Origin of the sequence: Enterobacter cloacae complex sp. ESBL7, from assembly GCF_041679625.1 — a bacterium.
Taxonomy (GTDB): domain Bacteria; phylum Pseudomonadota; class Gammaproteobacteria; order Enterobacterales; family Enterobacteriaceae; genus Enterobacter; species Enterobacter asburiae_B.
Map to the genome: position 1 here is coordinate 47,123 of NZ_JBGORN010000003.1, position 17,180 is coordinate 64,302.

Sequence of the window (17,180 nt, forward strand, 5' to 3'; positions counted from 1 at the left end):
AATCTTAAAGCATTGCCCGGCTAAAAATTTCATAACCTTCCCCGAATCACATAGAATAGTGGGCTTAACCATATTATTCGAACCAGGAACGACGCCATGAGCAAGTCTGAAAACCTCTACAGTGCAGCCCGCGAGCTTATTCCGGGTGGCGTGAACTCACCTGTGCGCGCCTTCACCGGCGTGGGCGGTACGCCGCTGTTTATCGAACGTGCTGACGGCGCGTATCTGTATGATGTCGATGGCAAAGCCTATATCGATTATGTGGGTTCCTGGGGACCGATGGTGCTGGGGCACAACCACCCGGCCATTCGTAACGCGGTAATTGAAGCCGCCCAGCGCGGCCTGAGCTTCGGTGCGCCAACCGAAATGGAAGTGAAAATGGCGGAACTGGTGACCGAACTGGTGCCTACCATGGACATGGTGCGTATGGTGAACTCCGGTACCGAAGCCACCATGAGCGCCATCCGCCTGGCGCGCGGTTTTACCGGTCGCGATAAAATCATCAAGTTTGAAGGCTGTTACCACGGTCACGCCGACTGTCTGCTGGTGAAGGCCGGTTCCGGCGCGCTGACGCTCGGCCAGCCGAACTCGCCTGGCGTACCGGCAGATTTCGCGAAGCACACCCTGACCTGCACCTACAACGATCTTGCTACCGTTCGCGCGGCGTTCGAGCAGTATCCGCAGGAGATCGCCTGCATCATCGTTGAGCCGGTTGCCGGCAACATGAACTGTATCCCACCGCAGCCTGACTTCCTGCCGGGCCTGCGCGCCCTGTGCGACGAGTTCGGCGCGCTGCTGATCATCGATGAAGTCATGACCGGCTTCCGCGTGGCGCTGGCGGGGGCACAGTCTTACTACGACGTCGTGCCGGACCTGACCTGCCTCGGCAAAATCATCGGCGGCGGCATGCCGGTCGGCGCATTCGGTGGTCGTAAGGACGTGATGGAAGCCCTGGCGCCAACCGGCCCGGTTTACCAGGCGGGCACGCTTTCCGGTAACCCTATCGCCATGGCGGCGGGCTTTGCCTGCCTGACCGAAGTGGCACAGCCGGGTATTCACGAAACCCTGACCGACCTGACCTCGCAGCTGGCAAACGGTCTGCTGGAAGCGGCAGAAGAAGCGGGTATTCCGCTGGTGGTTAACCACGTGGGCGGCATGTTCGGGATTTTCTTCACCGATGCGAAAACCGTGACCTGCTATCAGGACGTGGTGAAGTGCGACGTTGAACGCTTCAAGCGCTTCTTCCACCTGATGCTGGACGAAGGCGTGTACCTGGCGCCGTCCGCGTTCGAAGCGGGCTTTATGTCCGTGGCGCACAGCGAAGATGATATCAACAACACCATCGACGCGGCGCGCAAGGTGTTTGCGAAGCTGTAAGATGTGCGGCTTGATGCCCTCACCCCAACCCTCTCCCACGAGGAGAGGGAGCAAACACTAAAACGGCAATCAAAGGATTGCCGTTTACTTTTATTACCGACTCTGCTTTCTCAACAGATAAATAAAGTACGGCGCACCGATAAAGGTCGACAGCAGACCCGCCGGGATCTGATACGGGAACAGCACCATTCTTCCGCACCAGTCCGCGAACACCAGCATCACCCCGCCCGTCAGGGCCGACATGACGATATGCGGCATCGTCCGCCGGAATCCCATCATTCTGGCAATGTGCGGCGCCATTAATCCGACAAAACTCAGCGGTCCAATCGTCAGGGTTGCCACAGCCGTCAGGCACGCCGCCAGCAGCAGCAGGGCCACGCGCGCTGGCGTCAGCGCCATTCCCACCGCACGCGCGGTTTCGCCGCCGAGCGGCAGAATGGTCATCCAGCGGCGGCACAGCGGCACCATCGCCAGCAGCACGAGCATCGCGATCCCGGACCAGACCACCTGGCTGCCGGTGGCGTTGTAGGTTGAGCCGGAAATCCAGGTCAGGATCTTCGCCATACGCGGATCGCCGCTGGCCTGCAGCATCATCAGCAGCATGGTAAATGCGGTGCTGAGCGCCATCCCGGCCAGCAGCATGCGGTGCGGCGAAAATCCGCCGCGACCGGCGGCAATCAGGATAATCATCAGTGTGACTGCCGCGCCGATACTGCCGGCAGGCATCAGCCAGCCAAACGCATTCCCCGGCACAAAGAACAGCATCAGCACCACGCCAAAGGCGGCGCCAGAGCTGATCCCGAGCACTTCAGGGCTTGCCATCGGGTTGCCGGTCAGACGCTGAATAATGCACCCCGCCACCGCCAGCATCACCCCTGCGATCAGCGCGGAGAAGATACGCGGCCAGCGCCACTGCACCAGTTCATTGAGTAAATCACCCGTTGCCCAGTGCCAGCCCATGGCATCGCGTCCGAATGAGAGCGCCGCGAACGAGGCGATAATCAGCACCGCCAGACCGGCAAGGCTAAACCACAGCACCGACTGACGTTCAGCGTAGACTTTATCGCCGGCGTCCATCGCCGGTGCGCTCATGCTGCGCAGGCGCGGCAGCAGCCACAGCAGCAGCGGCGCCCCGATAAGCGCGGTCACAGAGCCGGTGGAGACTTCCCTCCAGACCTGCGCCAGCCAGAGAATAAGCTGATCGGAAAGCCAGAGGATCAGCGCTCCAATCAGCGGCGCCAGCATCAGACGCGCCAGCAGGCGACGCGCCCCGAGCATTTTCGCCAGCAGCGGCGCAAACAGGCCGATAAACCCGATGATGCCGACCGCGTTGACCAGCAGGGCACTCAATACAATCGCCAGCGTCAGCGCCGCCAGACGAGCCAGCGACAGCGCCAGCCCCAGGTTACGCGCCACGCCATCATCCAGCCCCATGAGCGTCAGAGGGCGCAGGAGCAGCAGCGTCAGCACGACGCCGCCAGCCAGCTGCGGCCAGAGGTGCTCTACAACGCTCCAGTCGGTCTGGGTGAGCGTGCCGGTACTCCACAGGAACATGCTTTGCAGCCGATCGTGATGGAACAGCACCAGCAGCTGGTTAATCGCCCCGCAGTACAGGCTCACCACCAGCCCTGCCAGAATAAGCGTCACAGGAGAAAGGCGCTTGCCCCAGGCCACGCCAAAGACCAGCGCGCCCACCACGCACGCCCCCGCGAGTGCCGCAAACTGCGAGGTTAACGCTCCCGGCAGCGCCCACAGCGTGGTGATGGTGATCCCAAGCTGCGCGCCGGTCGCGACGCCGAGCGTGGTTGGCTCTGCCAGCGGATTACGCAACACCTGCTGGAACAATACGCCCACCAGCCCTAAGCCGGCCCCAACCAAAAGGGAGATCGCCAGACGCGGCAGCAGGCTGTAGTGGAACAGCATCTGCTGAATATTGTCGATATCCGGCGAGGCCAGAGCGGCCCCCCACTGCTCGCGAGGTAAGGCCGCAGAGAGGTTGAACCCGGTTAATACCAGCGCAACCAGAAAAAGCAGGGATAACAGCAGCGCCGGGAAGCGGGCGATACGCGTACTCATGCTTTACCTCCCAGGGCGTTATCCAGCACGCGGGCAAAATGCATGGCCGACAGCGTCGCGCCGTAGAACCAGACCGCCGGGGCGCGCTGGAAGCGCCTCTCGCGCACAAACGGCATCGCCTGCCAGAGCGGGGTCGCCATCAGGGTTTGCATGTCGCGTTCGTTACCGTGGTCGAAACAGAGCACGTCCACATCGCGAAACGCCGCCAGACGATCGATACCCACGGCGGTACTGCCCCAGAAGGTCATCTCCCCTTCCCAGGCGTTGCGAATGCCGAAGCTGTCCAGCACCTCCTGGAACAGACAGTTTTTACCGAAGACCAGCATATGGCGGGCGTCCAGCAGCGTCACCATCAGCAGCGGACGATCGCCCCGGTGAGCAAAGCGCGGCTTCAGGGAGTCGATCAGGGCATCAAATTCGTCGAGATGCTTTTTGGCCTCCGCTTCGCGGTTGAGGAAATGCGCCATCTCGTTAATCGAGTTTTTCGCCACGGCCAGCGGTTTTTTACCGTCACTGAAAGCAAATCCACGTCCCGGCGCAATGCGCGCCATTGTCTCCTCTGACGGGCCGTAGCCCGCTGACCAGAACAGGAACGAGGGTTTCATCTGGGTGAGCAGCTCAAGGTTTGGCTCCGTACGCAGGCCGACGTCGATTACCGAGTCCGGCAGCTTCGGCTCGTTCACCCAGAGGTTATAGTTAGGAATGTCCGCCACGCCATAGGGCGTGACGCCGAGCGCCATCATCAGTTCGACCGGCAGCCACTCCAGAGCCACAATACGATGCGGATCGACGGCGGCGGCACGCGCCGTATTCATTTTTAACAGCAGCGGCGAGAGCGCCATCGCCGTCAGCAGGCGACGGCGGCTAATGCGTGTGTTATTCAGCATCAGTAGACAAAGCTCACCGGTGCAGCCCCGGCCGGGTGAGGCAGAATACCCATCGGAATACCGTAAATATGTTCCAGCGTTTCGCTGCGCATCAGCTCTGCCGGTGTCCCCTGGGCAATCATCTCGCCCCCGCGCAGCGCGACGAGGTAGTCACAATAGCGCGCGGCCATGTTGATATCGTGCAGAACCGCGATGACCGTCAGGCCACGCTGCTGGCTCAGGCGATGCACCAGCGCCAGGACGTCGACCTGATGGGCGATATCCAGCGCAGAGGTCGGTTCATCCAGCAGCAGGCAGCGGCTGTCCTGCGCCACCAGCATCGCGATCCACGCGCGCTGACGTTCGCCGCCGGACAGGCTATCCACCAGACGGTGCGCCAGCGGTTTTAGCCCGACCAGCGCAATCGCCTCTTCCACCTTCTCTCTGTCGGCGACGCCGAAGCGCCCAAGCGCACCGTGCCACGGATAACGCCCAATCGCCACCAGCTCACGCACCGTCATCCCTTCCGCCTGCGGCAGCTGCTGCGGCAGATAGGCCACTTTGCGGGCAAAGGCTTTACTGCTCCAGCTCTCCAGCGGTTGGTCATCCAGCAGAATATCGCCTTCTGAAGGCGGCTGATGGCGCCCCAGCATTTTGAGCAGCGTGGATTTACCGGAACCGTTGTGACCAATCAGGCCCGTCACTTTACCGGCAGGGAACGTCAGAGAGAGCGGATGCAGCAGCGTGCGCCCGGGTACGCGAAAGGAGAGATGGTTGAGCGTAAAGGTGGTGTCGGGTTGCGTTTGAATATCCTGCATATCAGCCAACTTAAATAAAAAGGGCACGGCGAACCGTGCCCGAAGAGAGATTAGAAGCGGAAGGTCGCGGTGGCAACAACCTGACGTTCAGCACCCCAGAAGCAGCCGTAGGTATTGAAGCAGCTGGCAACGTACTCACGATCGAACAGGTTGTTCACGTGCAGCGCCACGTTTGAGCCCGCCATGCCAACGCGTGCCAGATCGTATCTGACCAGCGCATCGACAACGGTATAGCTGCCCACCTTGAAGGAGTTCGCCGGATCGCCATAGCTTGAGCCCGTGTAACGCACGCCGGTACCCAGCGTCAGACCCGACAGCGCACCGTCAAACAGGGTGTAATCACCCCACAACGATGCCATGTGTTTTGGCACCTGAGCAGGCGTGTTGCCTTTGTAGGTGGTGTCCGTGGTGTATTCCGCATCGGTGTAGGTATAAGAACCCACCAGGTTGACGCTTGCAGACAGGGCCGCTTTCGCTTCCAGTTCTACGCCACGCGCGCGGATTTCACCGCCCTGAACCGAGAAGAAGGAGCCCGCCGGGTCCGCCATCAGGTTGTTGGTTTTGGTCAGCTGGTACAACGCACCGGTGACGACGATCGGACGATCGTTCGGCACGTATTTCACGCCCGCTTCGTACTGTTTGCCTTTAGACGGCGAGAACAGCTTGCCCTGGGCATCGGTCTGCGAAGCCGGTTCAAACGATTCGCTGTAGCTAAAGTACGGAGTTACGCCGTTATCAAACAGATAGTTAACGCCACCGCGCCAGGTGAACTGGGTATCATCACGTTTGGAGGTGGTGTTCGTCACGCGGTTGTAGGATTCCTGATCGGCCCAGTCATAACGGCCGCCCAGGGTTACCAGCACTTTATCCCACTGCGCCTGATCCTGAACGTACAGCCCCGTCTGTTTCTGACGGTTGAGGATCTGATATGGGCCGGAGGTCGCGGGATCTTTTGAGCCGAAATCAAAATCGCTGTTCACCGGGTTGTAGAGATCCAGCAGCGGAACAGAGTCGTCGTAACCGAACCAGGAGTTGATGTCATTCCGCATGCGCATAAAGTCAACGCCGGTCAGCAGGACGTGGTCCACCTCGCCGGTTGAGAATTTGCTCTGCAGCTGGGTATCAACGGTAAAGTTCTGCAGCTTTTCGTTATCGACAACGTATTTACGCGCCAGATAATGGCCTTTGTCCGATGGCGCTAACGCGGCACACTGTTTGTTGCCGCTGTTTGCCAGATCGGTACAGACGCCATAACCGTATACGCTGTTTTGCGAGGTTTTGTTCTCGGCAAAGCGCAGGTTCTGACGCACGGTAAAGGTATCGTTGAACTCGTGGTCGAAGCTGTATCCCACCATTTTCTGGTTACGGGAATAGGTATTGTTCTTCGCGCCTTCGTTGAAGTTCGTCGGCAGACGATCGCCGTTCGGCAGCGGCTCAACCGTTCCCTCTTTTGGCAACCAGCCGTAGTAGCCCGTTTCAGGCTCGTTCTGGAAGTAGGAGAGGAACGTGAAGGTGGTTTTATCATCCGGACGCCAGGAGAACGATGGCGCGATGGCGTAACGCTGCTCTTCCGCACGCTCCTGCTGAGCGTTATTAGAACGCGCAACGCCCGTTAAGCGATAAGAGTAAACGCCGTCGTCGTCGATCGCATCGCTAAAGTCAAACCCGGTCTGGAACAGGCTATCCGTGCCGACTTTGAACTGGATCTCTTTCAGCGGCTCGGTTGTTGGGCGCTTACTGACCATGTTCAGCAAACCGCCCGGGCTGCTTTTGCCGTACAGAACGGAAACCGGACCGCGCATGATCTCGGCGCGCTCCAGCATATAAGGATCAATCACCGCGTCGTTATAGAAGTTCCCCTGCATTTTCATGCCGTCGAGGTAGTTATTCTGCGTCTGACCATCGGCCGCGAAGCCGCGGATGATCAAATAGTCATAGGTGTTAGACGCGCCGCGCGTGCCTACCGCAACGCCCGGCGTGTAGCTCAGGGCTTCTTTCACCGAGCGCGGCTGATGCAGCGCCATCTCTTCGGCAGTGACTACCGAAATAGACTGCGGAACCTTTTGAATAGGGGTATCCGTTTTGGTTCCGGTCGCGGATTGCCGTGCGGCGATGGTCGCAGCAGGCCCCCAGGCACTTTCCTGTGCCGCAGGTGCTGCGGTAACCGTAATGGTTTCTTCTTTTTTCGGGGTTTCGGCCGCGTGAGCATAAGCAGACATGCCGGCAACCGCTGTGGCGACGACGACCGCGAGCTTACGCAGCGACGTGTTCATTGGCTGAGCAGTATTGGAAAGCGCCATGTTGAATCTCTGATGTGAAAGTGAATGATAACGTAAACGAGAATTATTATTATGAGCGCCAGAATAATATGCGAAACGCTGGTTGCATAGCAAGCAGTAAGCGGCCCTATGAGAATTAAGGGTTTAAGAAATCATCAAGAGAAAACGAAGGGTTAATCAGAGTTAAAGCGAGGGTTAACGAAATGAGGTTTACGGGTAAAAAAGCCCCCTTCCAGGGAAGAGGGCTTTAAAAGCTTAGTTACCGCCGAACATGTCTTTAATCCAGCCCGCGACACCGTCGCTGTCTTTCTTCTCATTCTGCTGCTGCGGCTGTTGCTGCTGCGGCTGCTGTGGCTGAGAAGACTGGTCGAACGGGTTACCCGTTGGCTGTTCTGGCTGGCTTTGCTGGCACAGCGAGTCCGGGTTTGCGGTCCAGACAGGCAGCGTACGCATTCCGCCGCCGCAGACGAAGTTACCGGAGCTGTCTACGCCCATATCGACGATATCTTCCGGCGCAACCAGATTCAGCGGCACAGGAGACTGATTCGCCAGATAGCGCTGGTAAATCGACATCGCCCCGCTCGCGCCGTACAGCTTGGTCGGCTGGTTGTTGTCGCGGCCTACCCAGGTGATCACCACTTCACGGCCATCAATACCGGCGAACCAGGTATCGACGTTGTTGTTGGTGGTCCCGGTTTTGCCCGCAAGATGCAGACCCGGATACTTCGCGCCCAGCTGACGGCCGGTACCGCGCTGCACGACCTGCTGCATCGTCCACAGCGTCATATAGGCGGCCTGAGCGGGAACGGCACGCTCCGCCTGCGGGAAGCTCTGATACAGCACGGAACCATCTTCGGCAATCACTGAGCGCAGGGCAGACAGCGGCGCGCGGTTGCCCCCGCTGGCAATGGTCTGGAACGCCTGCGCCACTTCGATCGGCGTCAGGTTAAGCGCACCGAGGATCATCGCCGGCACCGGATGCAGCTGATCTTTCGCCACGCCCAGTTTTTGCCAGGTATCGACAATCGCCGGCAGTCCCAGCGACATGCCCAGGTTCACCGTTGGCACGTTCATGGAACGGGTCAACGCATCCACCAGCATGACCTGGCCGCTGAACTGTTTATCATCGTTCTGCGGTGACCAGACCTGGCCGTTAGGCTGGCGCAGGGAGATCGGCGCATCCGCAATCCAGGTGTTCAGGCGATACTGATTTGGCTGGCTCAGGGCTGTGAGGTAGGTTGCCGGTTTTGCCAGAGAGCCGATTGAGCGACGCGCCTGCATGGCGCGGTTGTAGCCCGCAAACTGCGGCTCGGCACCGCCCACCATCGCGCGCACTTCGCCAGTGTTACGGTCAACCACCACCATCGCGGTTTCCAGATCGGAGAGCTTACGCTGTTTCTTCAGTGCCGGAATGCCTTCCACAGCCGCTTTTTCGGCCGCATCCTGCGCCACGGAGTCAAAGGTAGTGAAGATCTTCACGCCGGAGAGATCTTTGACCTTATCACCGAGCTTGCTTTGCAGCTCCTGACGCACCAGCTGCATAAACGCAGGCTGAGGCGAAATCACGCCGCCGCGCGGCTGAACGCCGAGCGGACGCGCGCTCAGCATGTCGTACAGCTCCTGGTCAATCACCTGCTGCTGTTGCAGCAGACGCAGAACGAGGTTACGACGCTCCAGCGCCAGTTTCGGGTTACGCCACGGGTTATAAATGGACGCCCCTTTCACCATGCCCACCAGCAGCGCCTGCTGGTCCAGGCTCAGCTCTTCCACCGGGCGGCCAAAGTAGTACAGACTCGCCAGCGGGAAGCCGCGGATTTCGTTATCGCCGCTCTGACCAAGGTACACCTCGTTCATGTACAGCTCAAGGATACGATCCTTGCTGTAGCGCGCATCCATCAGCACGGCCATGTAGGCTTCGTTCGCTTTACGCCAGTAAGAGCGTTCGCTGGAGAGGAACAGGTTTTTCACCAGCTGCTGGGTCAGCGTACTCGCTCCCTGCACGGTGCGACCGGCAGTCAGGTTAGCCAGTACCGCACGGCCAATCGAGTAGAGGCTGATGCCATCGTGCTCGTAGAAGTGACGGTCTTCGGTTGCCAGCAGGGTATCTACCAGCAGATCCGGGAAGCCGTTACGCGCCACGAACAGGCGCTGCTCGCCGTTTGCTGACGAAAGCATGGTGATCAGACGCGGATCGAGACGGAAGAAACCGAACTGACGGTTGTTATCCATGTTCTCGATGGTGTCCAGACGATCGCCGTCAAAGGTCAGACGCGCGCGCACCTGCCCCTCTTTGCTGTCCGGGAAATCAAACGGACGACGGATCATCTCAATGCTGTTGGACTGCACGGTAAATTCGCCAGGCCGCGTCATTTTTGACACCTGACGATACTGGGTGGCTTCCAGCAGTTTGACCATCTCGTTCTTGGTGATGGACATATCTGGCTCAAGGTTCACCATACGGCCATACACTGCCGCAGGGAGCTGCCAGACTTTACCGTCGATACGGCTACGGATCTTCTGATCCAGATACACGCCGTAAATCGCCATCAGGACGACAAAAACAATAAACAGCTTCAGCAGCAGCCAGAACCAGCCGCGTTTGCCCCGAGGCTTACGCCCTTTGCCTTTTCCATTACGCGGCATCGGTTCTTCATCCTCATAATCGTCTTCATAGTCATCGTCATAGTCCTCATCTCTGAGGCGACGACGGCTTACCTTTTCTTTCGCCGGACGCGTTGGTTTTCCCTTACGTCCTATTGGCTCGCGGTCATTCCCCGCCATGCTTTTTCTCCGCAACTTTCAGGCGCAAAGGCCAGATTTTCTTTTCTTTCACAGGCCTGTGAAAGAAGAAATCTCTCAAAATAAACAGCAAGACTTTCCTGTCAGGAAAGTCTTTAGTGTTTTCTCCCTCTCCCCGTGGGAGAGGGCCGAGGTGAGGGCATCAGGCCGCACTCCCTCTTTCACCTAACCTACGAATATTTCTTCGTTCGCCGCGTCGGCGCCGTATTCGCCGGATCGTCCGGCCAGACATGTTTGGGATATCGCCCCTTCATCTCTTTCTGCACTTCACGGTAGCTTCCCGCCCAGAACGCCCCCAGATCTCGGGTGATTTGTAATGGACGATGCGCAGGCGACAGCAGCTCAAGCACTAACGGCACACGCCCTTCCGCAATGGACGGCGTGGTGGCTTCACCAAACATCTCCTGCATCCGAACCGCCAGCGCCGGCGGATTATCCTCATGATAACGGACGGCAATCCGGCTTCCGGTCGGCACAGTGTAATGCCCTGGCAGTTCACTATCCAGACGTTGACGTAATGACCAGTCCAGTAAATTCTGTAACGCGGTCTTAACATCAAGCGCCTTAAGGGCTCGCAGAGAGTGTACGCCGCTCATTTGCGGCAGTAGCCAGCGCTCAAGCGTAGCGAGCAGCGTCTCGTCATCCACCGCAGGCCAACCGTATTCCGGTAGCCACTTCGCGGCGCAGTGCAGACGAATGCGGTACTGCTCCGCTTCCGGCGTCCAGTTCAGGGCGCTCAGCCCTTTTTCCCGAATTCCGTTCAGCATCGCCTGATGAAGCTCGTCTTCCGACGGCTTCGTCCCAAGCGTCAACTTGCCAATCTGGCTGCGACGAAAGGCCTTCAGCGTGCCCTGGGCGTCATCCCATTCCACGGTATCAGATTGCTGAAGCAGCTGCGGACAGGCACGCGTCAGGGCGTCAATATCTACGGCTATCGCCAGCAGGATACGCGCATCCGGAGAATGGCTGCCCTGCAGCAACAGCGGGGCGATCAGCCATTCGTGACGCGTCAGCGCATCATCGCTGTCCAGCATCGCTCCCATGCCGTTTGCCAGCTGGTAGCGACCATCCAGCCCGCGCCGACGCGCGATCCTGTCCGGGAAAGCCTGGGCCAGCAGGAAGGCAATCTTATCGCTGTCAGGCGCACCTCCCCGGCTATTCAGGCGTTTGCCCAGCTGCTGCGCCCGCTGCTGCCAGTTCCCCTGACTGCGCGAAAACGCCTGCCCCAGATCGCTGCTGCCACCGCGAGGCGGCTCCTCAAGAATAGCCGCCAGTTTTGCCGCCGTGGCAATTTCATCATCCCCTTGCGCGGCCACCAGCATCGCGGCCAGACGCGGATCATTGCCCAGCGCCGCCATTTTCTGGCCGCGCGCCGTCAGACGCTCGCCTTCCAGCGCGCCGAGCTGGGTCAGCAACGTGCGTGCAGCGGTGAGGTTTACGACAGGAGGAGGATTAAGCCAGGTGAGCTGCTCAGGGTTCGGACAGCCCCACTGGAGCAGATCCATCACCAGACCAGACAAATCGCTTTGTAAAATTTCCGGCGTGCTTTGCTGTGCAGCGCGTTCAGCCTGCTCCGCGCTGGTCAAATGCAGGCAGATGCCCGGCTCAAGACGCCCCGCACGGCCCGCGCGCTGCACCATCGACGCCTGGCTGATGCGCTGCGTCAGGAGTTTAGTCAACCCGGTACGAGGGTCAAAGCTTGCCACTCTCTCCTGCGCGCTATCCACCACCAGGCGAATCCCTTCAATGGTCAAACTGGTTTCAGCAATGTTGGTTGCCAGCACCACCTTGCGCTGCCCCGCCGGCGCGGGAAGGATCGCTTTACGCTGATCCTGTAGCGACAACGCGCCGTAGAGCGGGCAAAGCAGCGCGTCGCCGCCTACCCGGGTAGAAAGCTGCTCCTGCACGCGCTGGATTTCGCCCACGCCGGGTAAAAACAGCAGCAGGGAACCGGCTTCCTGGCGCAGCAGCTCAGCGGTGGCAATGGCGACGGCCTCGTCAAAACGCTGGTGGGAGGGAAGCGGCTGATAGCGGCGTTCAACCGGAAACGCCCGCCCCTCTGAGCTGATGACCGGCGCATCGGGTAACGCCTGTCGTAGCCGCTCGTTATCCAGCGTGGCCGACATAATAAGCAGCCTGAGATCGTCGCGTAGCCCCTGCTGCACGTCCAGCAACAGCGCGAGGGCCAGATCCGCCTGCAGGCTGCGCTCGTGGAATTCATCGAGGATCACCAGCCCGACGCCGGTCAACTCCGGATCGTTTTGCAGCATGCGGGTGAGAATACCCTCGGTGACCACTTCAAGACGCGTTGCCGGGCCAACGCAGGTCTCGGCACGCATCCTGTAACCTACCGTTTCGCCCGGTTTTTCATTCAGCAGCTCCGCCAGACGCTGAGCCACGTTGCGCGCGGCCAGCCTGCGCGGCTCCAGCAGGATAATTTTCCCGCGGATATTTCCGTCTTTCAGAATCTGCAGCGGCAGCCAGGTGGACTTGCCCGCGCCCGTTGGGGCATTCAGCAAAACCTGTGGGGCATGGTGTAAGGCAGCGAGAAGCTCAGGAAGAATGACGGCGACCGGCAATGAGGACACTAACAGCTCCAGAGGGTTAACATTAGTCGGCGTACATTGTAGCATCGGCGCATATCATTACCGAGTCCTCCGTATGCCTGAGTCGAAACGGCTGTTTTTTGCCATTGAATTGCCCACCACCATACAGCGTCAAATTGTTCGCTGGCGCGCCGATTGCTTTTCGCCGGAAGCGGGCCGCCCTGTCGCGGCGGCCAACCTGCACCTGACGCTGGCCTTTTTGGGCGACGTCAGTGCCGAAAAACAGCGGGCATTAGCCGCAATGGCCGGGCGTATTGCCCAGCCGGAATTTACGCTGCACCTCGACGACGCGGGCCAGTGGCCGCGTTCGCGCGTGGTGTGGCTGGGAACGCGCCAGCCGCCGCGCGGATTGTTACAGCTGGCGAATATGCTGCGCGCCCAGGCGGCGCGCAGCGGCTGTTATCAGAGCCCACAGCCGTTTCATCCACATATCACGCTGCTGCGCGATGCCGGTCAGGCCGTTGCCATCCCGCCGCCGGGTTTTCACTGGGCCTTTCCGGTCAACGCATTCGCGCTTTACGAATCCGTCTTTACACAGGGACGCACCCGCTATACGCCGCTACAGCGCTGGACGCTGGGCAATACCGAAAGGAATTCTGATGAAGTTTAGTCCTCCCCTGCAGCACGCTACGCTTATCCAGCGCTACAAACGCTTCCTCGCCGACGTGATCACCCCCGAAGGGGTTCAGCTCACCCTGCACTGCCCCAATACCGGCGCCATGACGGGGTGTGCGACGCCGGGTGACAGGGTCTGGTATTCCACATCAGAAAATAGTAAACGCAAATATGCCCATACCTGGGAAGTGACCGAAACCCAAAACGGGGCATTTATTTGCGTTAATACCCAGCGCGCAAATCAGCTGGTTAAGGAAGCGCTGACCCTTGGCGCCATTCCCGAACTGGTGGGATATGGCACGCATAAAAGTGAAGTGAAATATGGCGATGAAGGCAGCAGAATTGACTTCATGTTACAGGCGGAAGACAGGCCCGAGTGCTATATTGAAGTAAAATCAGTGACGTTAGCGGAACAGGAAAATGGCTACTTCCCGGATGCGGTAACGCTGCGTGGCCAGAAGCATCTGCGAGAGCTAATGAGTGTTGCGGCGGCGGGCAAACGCGCCGTATTGCTGTTTGCGGTGTTGCATTCAGCCATTGAACGTTTCTCCCCTGCCCGCCATATTGATCCTAAATACGCGCAATTGTTGAATGAGGCACAAAAGCAGGGGGTAGAGGTTTTCGCTTATAAAGCGGAACTTTCTGCCGATAATATGACTCTGAGATCCTCTCTTCCCATTGTCTTGTAAGGGATTAGACGATTGTCGAATAAGTGTTCTGGCCGCGTGCGCAAATACGCTTTTCCTCACAGGCTTGTCAAGTGTTACGTTTAGATAATTGCCTTACGGAAAAGCATCTGCTATTTATAGCGACCTGATTTTTCCCCCAACACGGGGATCGATAGTGCGTGTTAAGGAGAAGCAACATGCAAGAAGGGCAAAACCGTAAAACATCGTCCCTGAGTATTCTCGCCATCGCTGGGGTGGAGCCGTATCAAGAGAAGCCGGGCGAAGAGTATATGAACGAAGCCCAGCTGTCGCACTTCAAGCGTATTCTTGAAGCATGGCGTAATCAACTCAGGGATGAAGTCGATCGCACCGTTACTCATATGCAGGATGAAGCTGCCAACTTCCCGGATCCGGTAGACCGTGCCGCTCAGGAAGAAGAGTTCAGCCTCGAACTGCGTAACCGTGACCGCGAACGCAAACTGATCAAAAAGATCGAGAAAACGCTGAAAAAAGTCGAAGACGAAGATTTTGGCTACTGCGAATCCTGCGGTGTTGAAATCGGTATTCGTCGCCTGGAAGCGCGTCCAACCGCCGATCTGTGCATCGACTGTAAAACGCTGGCCGAAATCCGCGAAAAACAGATGGCCGGTTAATACCAGCGCTGTTTACACACTCCAAAGGCGGGAGTCTCTCCCGCCTTGTTACTGTTGATATGTCTGAATCACACTATATTGGGCGCTTCGCGCCATCTCCTTCCGGTGAATTACACTTCGGCTCATTGATTGCCGCGCTCGGCAGCTACCTGCAGGCTCGCGCCCGCCTGGGAAAATGGCTTGTCCGCATTGAAGATATTGATCCCCCGCGTGAAGTTCCCGGTGCTGCAGACACTATTCTGCGTCAGCTGGAACATTACGGTCTTCACTGGGATGACGAGGTGCTCTGGCAGTCAAAACGTCACGATGCCTATCGGGAACGTCTGGCCTGGCTTCGCGATCGGGGGCTTTCCTATAACTGCACCTGCACCTGTAGCGCGGCGAAAAATTCCGCACTATTTTGCAGTAAATTACGCACTACGCGGCAATCAATAAAACAGCTATTTCGCACTGTGCAGAATTGAACGTAACAAGTAACAGCCAACAATTTTCCTGAGAGCAGATTCGTGATGCATGTCGCTGTGTTTTCGCCAGACTGGACTGGATGGATGTCGCAACCAGAGTTAGTGTCTGACCCAACAAAGACAACGCTACAGGAAGCACAAAATGACCATCCAGACCGCCAAAACCCGCCCGATGACCGACACCGCACGTTGCATTAGAGACTCAATGGTCCGGGCCGGTATTCGCAGCACATGGCCGCTGCACGATCTGGCCGATTACGCTGGCGTAGAACTGGGCAACGCAGAATTCATCGTTACCCAGATGGAGCTGGCCGGATATCTTAAGAAAACGCACTGGGGTCACTATATGCTGACTCAGGCCGGGGTTACGGCGCTGTAACCCCGGCGCTAATGGTCAGGTCGGGGTAAAGTTACAGATAAGCAGCTCTGCCGCCCTGTGGCCGTTATTACCGCCAACCGAGTAAGTGGTACTGGTGCTGCGAATATCCAGACCGTCAAACACCGCCCGCATGTCCGGGTGGTCGTTCACTGAAATAATCGCTTTCCCCTTAATACCCCGCACGGTTTCAGCCATAAACTGATACTGCTCGATGCCAAACGGCACGCCGTAGCCCTGCGTTTTCCAGTACGGCGGATCGAGATAAAAGAGCGTGCCGGGGCGGTCATAGCGCCGAATGCACTCCTGCCAGTCCAGATGCTCAATCGTCACCCGCTGCAGACGCAGCCAAGCATCGGATATTGTCTCTTCCAGGCGTATCAAGTTGAGACTGCTGGGGCTGGTCGCACTGGTGCCGAACGAACGGCTGTCTGACCTTGCCCCGAATGAGAGTTTTTGTAAGTAATAAAAGCGGGCAGCACGCTGAATATCGGTCAGCGTTTCCGGTGGCGTATCTTTCGCCCAGGTGAATATTTCACGGCTCGTTAAAGCCCATTTAAACTGCTTGATAAACTCTTCCAAATGGTTCTGTACGACGCGGTACAGGTTCACGATATCGCTGTTGATATCGTTCAGGACTTCCACATTCGATGGGGACTTCATAAAAAACAGAGCTGCACCGCCGCAGAAAGGCTCAACATAACAGGTATGCTCAGGAAATAACGGGAGTATCGTTCTGGCCAGCTTACGCTTGCCACCAACCCACGGTATGACAGGTAATGCAGACTGATAATTCATATTGCCCCTTCCTGTTTCTGAACTTCAGTGAATGAAAACATTGACGACCAGAGATACTCGTGCTGAAAATGCGTAAGGCTATATAAAAATTCAAACAACCAAGAGTAGGTGTATTGTTAATGATTAATCATATAAGATATTTCATATACTCATTAAAAACAAAGGCTTGCCCAAGGATGGCGAGACACATACTCAACACTTCATTTCTGTCTAAAAAGAAAAAATTCAAGCTCCTGAATAGGGCCGGTGTATTCATAGACTTAAGCAGCACCATTGCAGATAACCTCTACTTTGAGTTCGGTAGGATTAAGGTGTGCAAAAATGTATTTATAAACGCAAATTGTACCTTCCTGGATAGTGCAGAAATAATCATAAAAAACAATTCGATGATTGGGCCAAATGTCACCCTCTCAACCGTCACCCATCATGCCAACCCTGAACACAGGCATTCAGATAATATTATTGCCCCTATTTGCATAGGGGAAAACGTGTGGATTGGCGCAAACTGCACTGTCCTTCCTGGAGTAACCATAGGAACAAACAGCGTTATTGCTGCAAACAGCGTCGTTACGACGGATGTGCCAGATAATGTATTGTTTGCTGGAGCCCCTGCAATTCTAAAAAAACGATTCGATATAAACAGATAGCAAGATAAAACGACGATGTTAGCCATTCTGGTATAATCTAAGTTGACATCAATTCTGATGCTATTTCCTAACTCATCCTGACCATTTAGCCCCAGAACAAACTCAACACTGAGTTTTGATGGCCCATCAACTGTTGTA

Annotated in this window: 13 protein-coding genes and 1 pseudogene; 7 read left to right on the plus strand and 7 right to left on the minus strand. The window is 57.4% G+C overall.

The genetic code is table 11. The features are described from left to right. The first annotated feature begins 96 nt into the window (after nt 1-96). The gene (gene hemL, locus ACERY3_RS13560; protein ID WP_096150673.1) at nt 97-1,377 is read left to right on the plus strand and encodes a glutamate-1-semialdehyde 2,1-aminomutase; all 1,281 of its coding nucleotides are present in this window, start codon (nt 97-99) and stop codon (nt 1,375-1,377) included. Between the two features lie 93 nt (nt 1,378-1,470). Here hemL and fhuB read toward each other — a convergent pair whose 3' ends face one another. The 6 genes from fhuB to hrpB all read right to left on the minus strand — a co-directional run bounded on the left by fhuB (nt 1,471) and on the right by hrpB (nt 12,803). Then, nucleotides 1,471-3,453 carry a Fe(3+)-hydroxamate ABC transporter permease FhuB gene (gene fhuB / locus ACERY3_RS13565; protein ID WP_373225843.1) on the minus strand — a complete coding sequence of 661 codons (1,983 nt, stop codon included), beginning with the start codon at nt 3,451-3,453 and terminating at the stop codon, nt 1,471-1,473. Beyond that, nucleotides 3,450-4,340, minus strand: coding sequence for a Fe(3+)-hydroxamate ABC transporter substrate-binding protein FhuD (gene fhuD / locus ACERY3_RS13570; protein ID WP_039260618.1), 891 nt, complete (start codon nt 4,338-4,340; stop codon nt 3,450-3,452). The genes fhuB and fhuD overlap by 4 nt, the downstream gene beginning before the upstream one ends. Then, nucleotides 4,340-5,137, minus strand: a complete 798-nt coding sequence (fhuC, locus tag ACERY3_RS13575) for a Fe3+-hydroxamate ABC transporter ATP-binding protein FhuC (protein ID WP_033144663.1) — start codon at nt 5,135-5,137, stop codon at nt 4,340-4,342. Before fhuC ends, fhuD begins: the two co-directional genes overlap by 1 nt. A 50-nt stretch (nt 5,138-5,187) precedes the next feature. Next, nucleotides 5,188-7,437, minus strand: a complete 2,250-nt coding sequence (gene fhuA, locus ACERY3_RS13580) for a ferrichrome porin FhuA (protein ID WP_319876596.1) — start codon at nt 7,435-7,437, stop codon at nt 5,188-5,190. A 234-nt stretch (nt 7,438-7,671) separates the two neighbouring features. Continuing rightward, entirely contained in the window at nt 7,672-10,197 is a 2,526-nt protein-coding gene (gene mrcB, locus ACERY3_RS13585; protein ID WP_033144661.1) for a bifunctional glycosyl transferase/transpeptidase, read from the minus strand. A 188-nt stretch (nt 10,198-10,385) separates the two neighbouring features. Next, complete coding sequence (hrpB, locus tag ACERY3_RS13590; RefSeq protein WP_373225844.1) at nt 10,386-12,803, minus strand: ATP-dependent helicase HrpB; 2,418 nt, start codon at nt 12,801-12,803, stop codon at nt 10,386-10,388. Nucleotides 12,804-12,876: 73 nt separating this feature from the next. On the opposite strand from hrpB, the gene thpR reads away from it, so the two are divergent. The 5 genes and pseudogenes from thpR to ACERY3_RS13615 all read left to right on the plus strand — a co-directional run bounded on the left by thpR (nt 12,877) and on the right by ACERY3_RS13615 (nt 15,600). Further along, entirely contained in the window at nt 12,877-13,431 is a 555-nt protein-coding gene (gene thpR / locus ACERY3_RS13595) for an RNA 2',3'-cyclic phosphodiesterase (protein WP_373225845.1), read from the plus strand. Continuing rightward, the gene (gene sfsA, locus ACERY3_RS13600) at nt 13,421-14,125 is read left to right on the plus strand and encodes a DNA/RNA nuclease SfsA (RefSeq protein ID WP_039260626.1); all 705 of its coding nucleotides are present in this window, start codon (nt 13,421-13,423) and stop codon (nt 14,123-14,125) included. The genes thpR and sfsA overlap by 11 nt, the downstream gene beginning before the upstream one ends. Before the next feature lie 176 nt (nt 14,126-14,301). Beyond that, nucleotides 14,302-14,757 (plus strand): RNA polymerase-binding protein DksA, encoded by a 456-nt coding sequence (gene dksA, locus ACERY3_RS13605; protein ID WP_001155232.1) that lies wholly within the window; start codon nt 14,302-14,304, stop codon nt 14,755-14,757. Nucleotides 14,758-14,816: 59 nt separating this feature from the next. Next, nucleotides 14,817-15,128: pseudogene (locus tag ACERY3_RS13610) on the plus strand (glutamate--tRNA ligase family protein); the annotation flags it as partial. Between the two features lie 235 nt (nt 15,129-15,363). Continuing rightward, a complete protein-coding gene (locus tag ACERY3_RS13615) occupies nt 15,364-15,600 on the plus strand; it encodes a hypothetical protein (protein WP_373225846.1) in 237 nt (78 codons plus the stop codon). 15 nt (nt 15,601-15,615) lie between these two features. Here the strand turns inward: ACERY3_RS13615 and ACERY3_RS13620 are convergent, their stop codons facing one another. Further along, on the minus strand, nt 15,616-16,395 hold the full coding sequence (locus tag ACERY3_RS13620) for a DNA adenine methylase (protein WP_373225847.1): 780 nt from the start codon (nt 16,393-16,395) through the stop codon (nt 15,616-15,618). A gap of 119 nt (nt 16,396-16,514) precedes the next feature. Here ACERY3_RS13620 and ACERY3_RS13625 point away from each other — a divergent pair, with 119 nt between their 5' ends. Further along, nucleotides 16,515-17,042 (plus strand): DapH/DapD/GlmU-related protein, encoded by a 528-nt coding sequence (locus tag ACERY3_RS13625; protein WP_373225848.1) that lies wholly within the window; start codon nt 16,515-16,517, stop codon nt 17,040-17,042. Nucleotides 17,043-17,180: the final 138 nt, after the last annotated feature.